At 55.4% G+C, this 2,479-nt stretch carries 5 protein-coding genes and 1 pseudogene; all 6 read right to left on the bottom strand.

All coding sequences use genetic code 11. The features are described 5' to 3' along the window. Window positions 1-158, bottom strand: a pseudogene (locus WBM93_RS07745) (30S ribosomal protein S7); the annotation flags it as partial. Window positions 159-180: 22 nt separating this feature from the next. Next, window positions 181-552, bottom strand: a complete 372-nt coding sequence (gene rpsL / locus WBM93_RS07750) for a 30S ribosomal protein S12 (protein WP_067198316.1) — start codon at window positions 550-552, stop codon at window positions 181-183. Between the two features lie 357 nt (window positions 553-909). Next, window positions 910-1,302: a host attachment family protein gene (locus WBM93_RS07755; RefSeq protein ID WP_424430441.1), complete on the bottom strand. Its 393-nt coding sequence runs from the start codon at window positions 1,300-1,302 to the stop codon at window positions 910-912. Window positions 1,303-1,415: 113 nt separating this feature from the next. Continuing rightward, on the bottom strand, window positions 1,416-1,694 hold the full coding sequence (locus WBM93_RS07760; RefSeq protein WP_424430444.1) for an addiction module antidote protein: 279 nt from the start codon (window positions 1,692-1,694) through the stop codon (window positions 1,416-1,418). A 7-nt stretch (window positions 1,695-1,701) separates the two neighbouring features. Continuing rightward, window positions 1,702-1,989 carry a type II toxin-antitoxin system RelE/ParE family toxin gene (locus WBM93_RS07765; protein ID WP_424430447.1) on the bottom strand — a complete coding sequence of 96 codons (288 nt, stop codon included), beginning with the start codon at window positions 1,987-1,989 and terminating at the stop codon, window positions 1,702-1,704. Between the two features lie 37 nt (window positions 1,990-2,026). Beyond that, window positions 2,027-2,176: a hypothetical protein gene (locus tag WBM93_RS07770; RefSeq protein ID WP_424430450.1), complete on the bottom strand. Its 150-nt coding sequence runs from the start codon at window positions 2,174-2,176 to the stop codon at window positions 2,027-2,029. Between the last annotated feature and the right edge of the window lie 303 nt (window positions 2,177-2,479).

A 2,479-nucleotide genomic window follows, 5' to 3' on the forward strand; every position in this document is an offset into this window, starting at 1 on the left:
TTGGCTTCAACGCTGTCAAAGGCACCATATACGATGCGCTCTGCGGTGGATTTCTTACCATCCATCATCAGGTTGTTCATGAATTTCGAAAGGATCAGATCCTTGAATTTTGGATCGGGTAAAATGACCCGCTTTTCGGGACGACGACGACGTGACATATCTTATAACTCCGAAACTGAATTATTTAGGACGCTTGGCGCCATATTTCGAGCGGCTCTGCTTACGGTCCTTGACACCCTGGGTATCGAGAACGCCGCGCAGGACGTGATAACGCACACCGGGAAGATCGCGAACACGACCGCCGCGGATCAGGACAACACTATGTTCCTGAAGGTTATGACCTTCACCGGGAATATAGCTGATGACCTCGCGCTGGTTGGTCAGGCGAACCTTGGCAACTTTACGCAGAGCGGAGTTTGGTTTCTTTGGAGTCGTTGTGTAGACACGGGTACAAACGCCGCGTTTCTGCGGGTTGGCTTCCATGGCCGGCACCTTGGACTTCGTCTTCTGGGGCACCCGCCCTTTACGGACGAGCTGGTTGATCGTTGGCATAAAGTCTTCACCTTATAGTAGATTATCCTGCAAAATGCAGGGGTTACTCTCACCGTCCAATAGGGCGGCAAGTGTTTTGCCTATGTAAGTTTTCTGCGGCGTCGAGCGGAGCCCGAAGAAGCGGAAGCGCGGCCCTTAGACGGGATTCGGGCTGGGGTCAAGGGGATGGGTCGAGGATTGTGTCACACTCAGGTTCCCGGTCGAAGTTACATATTACTGCTTCGTATATAGTCCAAAACGTCGATAATCGGATCAACCAGCTGCCCGAACTTATCAACCGGCTTCGAAAGCTCTGTAAGCATTCTTACAATTTCTTGCGAGCCATCTGGCTACAACCCGTAAAACCCGCGATTGCCCCTACCCCGCCAGCGACTTCTCGATATCCGCAACCGGCGAGTTGATCAGCGTCTTGGCCTGTTCCAGCACGATCTTCTCACTCACTTCCTGATGCAGCAGCGGCCTGATCTCGCCCAGCGTGTCGGGATCGGCGACCAGGATCAGCCGGTCGAACGCGCCCTTGTGGGCGTAACCATATAGTCGCTCGGCGATCTGCTTGGAGAAGGTCGCCTCCATGCTTTCCTTCGCCGATTGCTCGGGTGGCGATTTGCCGGAGGGGCCTTCGCCGGCCAGATTGCCGGGCGCCCAGTCTTCCTCATGCTCGAGCGATCCGCCCCGGACATGAAAGGTCTTCGCCTCGCTGCCGGTGGCGATAACGACAAATGTGTCTTCGGGAAAATTAAGCGTGCCCATGTTGATGTCCTTTTCTAGGTTCAGACAATCAACGCATCGGCAGGAGAAAGGATGCATTATCGGGTCGTCCGAGGTGACCGGATGGGATGGTCAGGGCCTTCGAGACTGGCGTTTCAACCGCTAACCGACAACCGCACCCCGATAGCGCGCAGAACACCCAACAAAGTCTCCAGCGTCATATTGCCATTCGGCCCCAGCGCCTTGTAAAGCGCCTGCCGTGTGATCTTGCTCTCCGCGGCCACCGCGGTCATGCCCTTGGCTCGGGCGACGTCATTTAGCGCAATGCGGATCAGCGCGGCGTCATTTTCTTCAAAGGCGACCCTCAGATAGGTCGCGATCATTTCCGGATTGTCGAGATATTCCGCAGCGTCAAATTCGGTGGTGACTGCCATCTTGCTATCAAACCTCGCTTGCCAGTTTCTTCGCCTTTTCAATATCGGCCTGCTGCGACTTTTTCGAGTCACCGCACAGCAGAATGACCAACTCGCCCCGGCGCTCGGCAAAATGGAGCCGGTAGCCCGGACCGTAATTGACGCGCGCTTCGCTGACGCCCTCGCCCACCGGCTTGACATCTCCCGGATTGCCAAGCGCAAAGCGGTTGATGCGCATGATTATTCGCGCCCGCGCTTCATGATCCTTCGGCTTTCCCAGCCACTTGGAAAAGGTCCCGGTCTGCCGGATTTGCACAGACGTAAACTATAGATGACAAGCCTATCGCTGTCAACTACAGATGACGATGGCCGAAAAGATTGCATTGCTTATCTTGGAAAGGCTCCGGATTGCGGATCAAGTTCGGGATGATATAATGGCCGAAACTGTGGTCCTCGTCTTCGTTGTCGCCCTCGTCTTCGTCATGCTGAACCTGGTTCAGCATCCATCCCGCGCCAATCACAGCCGGTGATTCGGAAGGATCGATCCTCAGCCAAAGACTAGCGCTGCCAGACCCCTTCCGGGTGACGAGCGGGGATACGAGCCTCATCCCCTAACCGCTTGGTACAAAACAAAAACCCTTTGCGACTTCGCGGCTTCGCGCGCCAAATGAGATCGGGGCCCGCCGCCAGAGAAGTCGGGATTCGAGCATTTTTGGGCAAGACGGTGTCCGGTATCGCTTTCCTACACGGCGGCGATTTGGTAGATATATTGCTGGCTCTTTGACATTTTGCCAAGCCGGGTTTCG

It is taken from the genome of Parasphingorhabdus sp. (genome assembly GCF_049667325.1).
Classification (GTDB): domain Bacteria; phylum Pseudomonadota; class Alphaproteobacteria; order Sphingomonadales; family Sphingomonadaceae; genus Parasphingorhabdus.

Bases quoted from the DNA above. Each gene is read 5' to 3' on its own strand.
- rpsL (WP_067198316.1), bottom strand. From the start codon at position 552: ATGCCAACGATCAACCAGCTCGTCCGTAAAGGGCGGGTGCCCCAGAAG.
- WBM93_RS07755 (WP_424430441.1), bottom strand. From the start codon at position 1,302: ATGGGCACGCTTAATTTTCCCGAAGACACATTTGTCGTTATCGCCACC.
- WBM93_RS07760 (WP_424430444.1), bottom strand. From the start codon at position 1,694: ATGGCAGTCACCACCGAATTTGACGCTGCGGAATATCTCGACAATCCG.
- WBM93_RS07770 (WP_424430450.1), bottom strand. From the start codon at position 2,176: ATGCTGAACCAGGTTCAGCATGACGAAGACGAGGGCGACAACGAAGAC.